Below are 7,334 nucleotides of genomic sequence, written 5' to 3'. Positions count from 1 at the left end.
CTTTTGATGCTTAAATGGAACGGTGAATTGGATACTATACTTAATTAACAATGCCATTTATAAATAGGATGTTTAAAATGAATTGTGATGTAGCGGACCTTGTTAAACCTAAAAATTCAGATGCGAATAAAATCGGTTTGGATGAATTTGTAAAACATCTCGAAAATCCTGAAGTGGTCGATATTGCACATATCCGTAATGTCGTGCTGCGTTCACTTCAATGCTACACGCAGGACGCAGGATTTTACCAGCTGATGCCGATTTTAATGTCTCCAATTACCGATCCGCTGAATCATGCTGTTTATCCAGCAGAAATAGCATACGAAAATCGGCCACTGAGATTGACAGCCAGCATGATTTTTCACAAACAGTTAGCATTGCGAGCAGAAGGATTAAACAAAATTTTTATTGTTGCTCCAAACATCCGGCTGGAAAAAAACACCATCAAGAGTTCCGTAAATCACTTGCTGGAGTTTTCTCAATTTGACTTTGAGATAAAAGGCGCATCGATGTACGACGTGATGAAATTTATCAACGAACTGATGGTGCACGTTTTTACCCAAGTAAAAACTCATGCTGCTGATCAATTGGAACGGTTGGGCCGAGAACTGCCAGATTATGATCAGCAGTTTCTAATCTATAGCTCGGACGAATTACGCGAGAAACATGGCGAAAATTTCGAGCAAATACTTTCCACCACAGCAACTACTCCTTGTTTTATTACAAATTACAAAAGAGAGTTTTATGATCGAGAAACTCCAAATAAACGTAAACACTATAATAACTTCGATCTGATATATCCAGAAGGTTATGGAGAAGCACTATCGGGCGCTGAGCGTGAATTCGAATATGAGCAGATCATTTATCGGATGAATGAACTGCAGATGGATCTTGCTCCCTATCAAAATTATTTAGAAGCTGCCAAACGTGGTGATATTCCTAGTACTGCAGGTGCAGGAATTGGTATAGAGCGTCTATTGCGATTCATTTGCGGTAAGCGCGAAATAAAGGATATCGGGTTGTTCGATCGCAGCATTGCTACCAAATTCTTATTCTAACCGGGCATAGAGAAGAGCCGTCCTTTTGATTAACCTGGACGATGGCATTTTCATCGGCCAATTACAACCATTATTTTGGGGGAGTAAAACTATGCAACCGGCTCAACATTTTAAGTGTTTATTGACAACAATAGAATCCGATTCTCATACGTGGAATCTTGTCTACTTACAGCGTTTTATACAGGAACACGGGGGACTAGCCAAGATCCTTGGATGTTGTGTATCACCCCGAGAAACAGTTGATGCCATCAAGAGTTTCCGGCCCGATCTGGTCGTTGTATCGAGCGTCAATGGCCATGGTTTTCACCAGGGCCGCGAACTTATCACCAAAGCTGTTCAATCGCTCGGAACATATCGTCCTATATTCGTAGTCGGTGGCAAGCTGACAACAGCAGAAGAGGATAACAAATGGATTAGCGATGATCTGCAAAAAGCTGGTTATGACAAGGTCTTTGTCGGACAATCAGCAATTGAGGACTTTACTTCATTTCTGCAGGAGTTCAGGCAGCAAGCAATGGTTTCGTGTTAAGCGGCACATACAAAAGTTATAACTCCAAATCACCAAGGATATCCGATTACCCTAAAGGATTAGCATAAATGCCACTATTAAATTCCAAATCATCAGTACAAGAACAACGTCAAGCGATCTTTCGTGAATTGATGGCCTATCTATCGCCACGGGATCAGGAAAGCGTAAGGCTATTAGCTGGCAAATTGGTAAAAATGTTTGAGCATGATCGTAATATCGATCGCCGCCGGATAATGGTCGCCTATGGTGGTGGCAAGGATAGCACTTATACCGTGGGATTCATGCGTACAGTGCAATTGTATGTTGAGAGCATGCTTGGTCGGACCTTTATTCTGCGCATCGCCACTATGCGGCAGCCTGGCATGCCTTACTCAGTAATGGAAAATATTGATCGGGTTTATCTGCGCCTCGGGCTTATCGGTGATATCACAGCAGAATTAATAGTCATCGATCATGACCAGGTATCCCAGTTTAAAAGGGATTTGCCAATGCCGCCGCATACAATTGAAGTTAGCAGGCTTAACATGCTAATGAACGGCCATCGCACAGCTGGTGATGGCCGCCCCACATTCTGCAATAGTTGTAACCTCAGTGTAGCAAGTTTTTATGGCATATCAGCCTGGTGGAGAGGTGGCGTTGATGTAGTTGTGACAGGTGACTCTCTTAAAGAGCAAAAACATTATTTTACTTGGATCATGCGTCTAGCACAAAACATCGGGATGAATATTGAAGAATTTCGTGCATTAGGATTCCATGGGCTACTCAAGGTGCTGGACGGTGTATCTCAAGTATATTACCAGGAGTTATTTGGGTCTGAATTAGAAACGGAAGTATCACTACGACATGTCCATAGCGGACAAGCAGACATGATACCTACGTTCGTTTCAATTTATGAGCATGTCAGTTACCGAGTTGACGATCACTGGAAATTCGTTACTGAGTTTTTAGGATTTCAATTTGATGAGTTAGCTTTCAGTTTTACTGAATCAGACTGTGCAAACCCTGCATTAATGGCACATTTGCGGGGACTAAAAGCGCAGTATGTACAGGGGCGCAGTTATCACATAGGAATAGAGGAATATATTGAATTAGCTAATGGCTTGATGATTAAGAAGGAAATGCCTAAAAATCTCATTGAAATAGCCATTTCTCGGTACGACAATGAAGCGAAGATATGCGACATGCGCCACAAAATTAATGCTTTTGCAGAACAGGCCTATGGCGTAAATGAGCAGCAGCTCGTGTGTATGGTGTTTTCTCCATTTGTTGATCAAGGTAGATCATTGTTACGTTTTCTTCAGGTTTATCATCCGGATCATGCAGACCATGAGAAGAATATACATAGCCTACTGGCAGATAATAAGCAGGTGCCCGATAGCTGCTTGCAGCTACAATTGTGGCTAGAGAATATCAGCGGCCTTCGATTATGTGAGATGCGCGCTCTCTATCGCAACAGTCTTGTTGATTTTGAAAGCAATGATTCGTTAATCGCCATAGTTCGTCTGGGTGATCCGCACAAGAAACGCATCCAGACAGTCGATCCCGTATCAGGTGAAGAAATCATGGAATTAATTTCGGGTCGGTAAAACGAACGTGAATAGTCATTTTAGCACTTTTATCCGCCGCAGCAGGGATGCTGGGCTTTTAGTCGTTCAACCTCGGATGGGATTTGGAACCGTCATAGATATGCGTCTAGGTCTATCCGCCGTAGCGAAATTAGAGTTTCCTGTTATAGGCACCTTGACACTCGACAGTTACACTAGGGTTGGTGATTATCGAACACCACAAGTGTGTCTTGATAAGGGGGAAAAACTTAATGGTTACCCTATCGTCACCCATTCAGTAACTGCTACACGTAATATGTTAGAAGGTCTGTTCGGACCTAATTTTCCAGTGCAAGTTAGGCATGGTACAGCACTCCCCCAGAATGTTTTTAGGAGGCTCGTAGAAATCGGGCTTGATGCGAGCGAAGGCGGTCCTGTATCGTACTGTCTCCCCTACAGCAAAATACCCTTATCTAAAGCAATTCAGGCATGGGCCGAAAGTTGCCATATTTTAGGTGATGGTAGTGAGTGCGCTCATATTGAAAGTTTTGGCGGTTGCCTACTGGGACAGTTATGCCCACCCTCAATTTTAATTGCTATAGCTTTACTCGAATGTTTATTCTTCCATCAACATGGTGTTCATAGCGTCTCAATTAGTTATGCGCAGGGTACATCGCTAATGCAGGATCGTGGAGCGATCGCAGCGTTGCGAGAACTGGCCGGACAATATCTCAGTGACTTAGATTGGCATGTAGTGTTATACACCTATATGGGAGTTTTCCCCTCTTCATTCGAAGGGGCCACCTCACTAATCCAAGATAGTGCTCAGCTCGGAAAGGAAACTGCATGTGAGCGTATGATTGTAAAAACTCCGCAGGAAGCACGGCAAATTCCAAGTGTGGATGACAATATATATTCGCTTCGTCTGGCATCAACAACGGCCAATAACATTCATTCAATAAGAATACTTTCTTCACAAGAAGCAGCTTATCGAGACGAGATATTCCTGGAAGCTCAGACCTTGATTGACGAAGTCCTAAGTCTGAATGCCGATATTGGGAAATGCCTATTGCTGGCCTTCAATAAAGGACTACTCGATATTCCATATTGTCTACATATGGATAATGCGGGTCGCACGTCCGCTTACATCGATCCGGATGGTGCGTTACGCTGGGCCAGAAGTGGATCTGTCCCATTGCCGCCTAATTTGCGGTATTTAAGGCGTCGGCAAAATGATGTGTCATCCTCAGAGTTACTGAATCTGTTGAATTATGTGGCCAATAAATATGATGGCATGACTTGCTGAGTAAGACAGAGCCTAAAAATAACCGAGAATAATATCTAATGATTTCACTACGTGACCTTTTTCTGGCCCTAACAGTTGTCATTGTTTGGGGGGTTAATTTCACTGTAATTAAATTAGGACTGAACGGGATGCCACCTATGCTTTTGGGGTGTTTTCGTTTCTTGCTGGTGGCTTTTCCAGCTGTTCTTATCATATCACCTCCAGCCGTTCCACTCAGATGGATAATAGCTTATGGACTGACTGCCGGAGTAGGTCAATTTGGATTTCTCTTTTATGCAATTGAACAAGGGATGCCAGCAGGGCTAGCATCGGTTGTACTTCAGTCGCAGGCAATCTTTACACTACTTTTTGCGAGCCTTTTTCTTCATGAACGTTGGTTTATAAGTCAATTGTTTGGGCTTATTATCGCTAGCAGCGGACTTATAGTTATTGGCTGTTCTCGTGTTGACCCAGCGCTGTACAAAACACTTGGTGAAACGCATATGATTGGATTTACTCTGACATTATGCGGGGCAGCGTTTTGGGGTTTATCTAATATTTTAGTAAGAAGCGCTTGGAAACAAGCAAATACTCACGGCAAGCAATTCAACATGTTCAGATTCATAATATGGTCAAGTCTTGTGCCGCCTATCCCGTTTCTCCTTCTTTCATTAAGTTTGGAAGGCAGTGAAACGATCATTGATTCTTTACAAAACTTCAATATCTTTTCATTTGGTTCAATAGCGTATCTGGCCTTTGGTGCGACATTATTAGGCTTCGGTATATGGAGCAGTTTGCTTTCCCGTTATCCAGCAGGACATATTGCACCATTTTCATTGCTTGTGCCGATCTTTGGATTACTGACAGCATCTTTAGTGCTTGGTGAACAGCTGACTGTTCAACAATGGCAGGGCTGTGCATTGGTTATGGCTGGTCTGCTGATCATAATTTTTGGTAATCGAGTATTAGGATTTCGTTCATTCCGCCGTAAACTCTCAAAAACGGAAATTCTCAAACCTTAAATATCTGATTCTTCTGCTTTAGAAATTTGTTTTTAATATTAAGCCGGAGAATATTCAATCACCGATCGAGAAGGCTTTTTTATGAGCACTTTGATGTCTTCAGCAAGGCAATTAATACTTTTTTCGATATCCATCGTCCAATCAGTAGCATAGCTGATCCTAATGTAATTGGCATAACGAATGGTAGATGAGAAAAGGTGTCCTGGTGCCACAACAATTCCTTTTTTCATAAGGCGTTCTAATAATACTGACGAATCGACCTCTTCCGGTAGTTTTACCCAAAATACAGCGCCGCCCTGCGGCAAATGATAACTGCATCCTAATGGTAAATACTTTTGCAAGAGATCATGCATTTTCAGCATTTTAGCCTTTAGCAAATTTCGCAAGTTATAAATATTACGCATTACTTGGCCATTTGATATCAAATTTCCAATCGCTTTTTGACGGGTTGGACTTGATATTTTATTGGTATGGGAAAGCAATATCTTACGGAGTATATCGTTGCCGTTTTTGCATAGAATCATACCGAAAGAAGCTGGTGGTCCAATTATTTTGTCAAAACTACTACATATAATTAACTGCTCGGGATCAATGATGTCTCGATAATACAGTGGTTGCTCATCTCCAAAATATAGATCACCGTAAATGTCATTCTCGATGATTGGGATGCCAGCTTGAGTAAACAAGCATGCGACTTTATACTTTTGTTCAACTGGTATAGCCGTTCCGGTTGGAGAATTTATATGCGAAGAAAGGATGGCAAAAGCAATATTTGTGTTGCTTAGCAAGCTTATTAAATACGTGAGATTCAAGCCGGAACCTGGTATTACCGGAAGTTCAAGAATATTCAGATTCAACGTTTCCAAGGCCTTGATGATAGCCCAGGAACACGGTGATTCTACAATTGCAGATCCCCTCCTTTGACTGTAAACCTTTGCGGCAGCTAGCAGCGAAGAATGGTAACTATCGGTAATAAATACATCACTTGGGTCCCACGAGTTATCTAAATCACTCGTATATCTATGAGCCACTGCTGCACGTAGATCGCTATCTCCATACAATATGCCCTGCTTAAGCGGTGAATTAAAAGTGATATTGGATAATTGCAGCTCTTCTGCACGTAATTTGCGGTCAAACGATAATAAACAGGATGGTGAATCTATTGTAAGAGGAATTACCCCAGGTTTGCGTGAGTTTACATAGACCATTTCTAATAAGCTACTACTCGATTCATAAGTTAATTTCTCGGCTGGCTTTGCTATATAAAAACCTGATCTTGGCTTAGATCGAACAATGCCTTGCTTTTCTAATTGGCAGTATGCGCGATGAATGGTTGGAATCGAAAGATCAAACTTTTCCGCCATTTTTCTTAAAGAAGGCAATTTCATGTCTTCACGGAGTTGGCGTTTATGAATAAGAGTGCAAACATAATCGCACACTTTTTGATATTCATATGTCATCGGATTACCTATATTTCCAATAGATGGTTAGATTGTACTGCATTAGTTTTCTTAAGCTTTGTATAGGCTGCATCCTGGCCCAACCTGAACATCTATTCTGATTTAATTTGAACACTGATTCTGATTGAAGTTGAACACCGATTCTGGCTTCAAGCTGAACACTTTTTGGAGATTTTCCGGAATCGGTGTTCAAGCTGCCGGAATGGCTGTTCAGATTGCCAGAATTCTTCCTAACACATTGTTTTTTAATGTTTAGTTCCTGTTCCTATTTTTGGAAGGATATGTCAGCCAAAAGAATTGCCATGCGAAAAATCAGAGAAGTTTTACGACTGCGTCTCAGTGCCAGTTGTCAATCGGCATTGAAATTTTGCCACTTTTGGATGTTAACACCAAGGGACTTTGTCGTACTTTAACTACCAAGCGATTTTGTCGTAAA

Annotated in this window: 6 protein-coding genes; 5 read left to right on the top strand and 1 reads right to left on the bottom strand. The window is 41.8% G+C overall.

What is annotated here, in order from left to right; genetic code table 11:
- The first annotated feature begins 77 nt into the window (after nt 1–77).
- From IT781_RS21110 to IT781_RS21090, 5 genes are all read left to right on the top strand, one after another.
- Nucleotides 78–1,058: an asparagine synthetase A gene (locus IT781_RS21110; protein WP_194972149.1), complete on the top strand. Its 981-nt coding sequence runs from the start codon at nt 78–80 to the stop codon at nt 1,056–1,058.
- Nucleotides 1,059–1,083: 25 nt separating this feature from the next.
- A complete protein-coding gene (locus tag IT781_RS21105) occupies nt 1,084–1,587 on the top strand; it encodes a cobalamin B12-binding domain-containing protein (RefSeq protein ID WP_194972148.1) in 504 nt (167 codons plus the stop codon).
- A gap of 68 nt (nt 1,588–1,655) precedes the next feature.
- Entirely contained in the window at nt 1,656–3,173 is a 1,518-nt protein-coding gene (locus tag IT781_RS21100) for a hypothetical protein (protein WP_194972147.1), read from the top strand.
- A 7-nt stretch (nt 3,174–3,180) separates the two neighbouring features.
- Nucleotides 3,181–4,437, top strand: coding sequence for a methylaspartate mutase (locus IT781_RS21095; RefSeq protein WP_194972146.1), 1,257 nt, complete (start codon nt 3,181–3,183; stop codon nt 4,435–4,437).
- 38 nt (nt 4,438–4,475) lie between these two features.
- Entirely contained in the window at nt 4,476–5,438 is a 963-nt protein-coding gene (locus IT781_RS21090) for an EamA family transporter (RefSeq protein WP_228779335.1), read from the top strand.
- A gap of 38 nt (nt 5,439–5,476) precedes the next feature.
- Here IT781_RS21090 and IT781_RS21085 read toward each other — a convergent pair whose 3' ends face one another.
- Nucleotides 5,477–6,898 carry a PLP-dependent aminotransferase family protein gene (locus IT781_RS21085; RefSeq protein ID WP_194972145.1) on the bottom strand — a complete coding sequence of 474 codons (1,422 nt, stop codon included), beginning with the start codon at nt 6,896–6,898 and terminating at the stop codon, nt 5,477–5,479.
- Nucleotides 6,899–7,334: the final 436 nt, after the last annotated feature.

Source organism: Methylobacter sp. BlB1 (assembly GCF_015476545.1).
GTDB lineage: Bacteria > Pseudomonadota > Gammaproteobacteria > Methylococcales > Methylomonadaceae > Methylobacter.
Note: the sequence above shows the minus strand (reverse complement) of the source record. Positions and strands in the feature narration are given on the sequence as shown.

Coding starts and splice junctions, on each gene's coding strand:
- IT781_RS21090 (WP_228779335.1), top strand. CDS start 4,476: ATGATTTCACTACGTGACCTTTTTCTGGCCCTAACAGTTGTCATTGTT.
- IT781_RS21100 (WP_194972147.1), top strand. CDS start 1,656: ATGCCACTATTAAATTCCAAATCATCAGTACAAGAACAACGTCAAGCG.
- IT781_RS21110 (WP_194972149.1), top strand. CDS start 78: ATGAATTGTGATGTAGCGGACCTTGTTAAACCTAAAAATTCAGATGCG.
- IT781_RS21085 (WP_194972145.1), bottom strand. CDS start 6,898: ATGACATATGAATATCAAAAAGTGTGCGATTATGTTTGCACTCTTATT.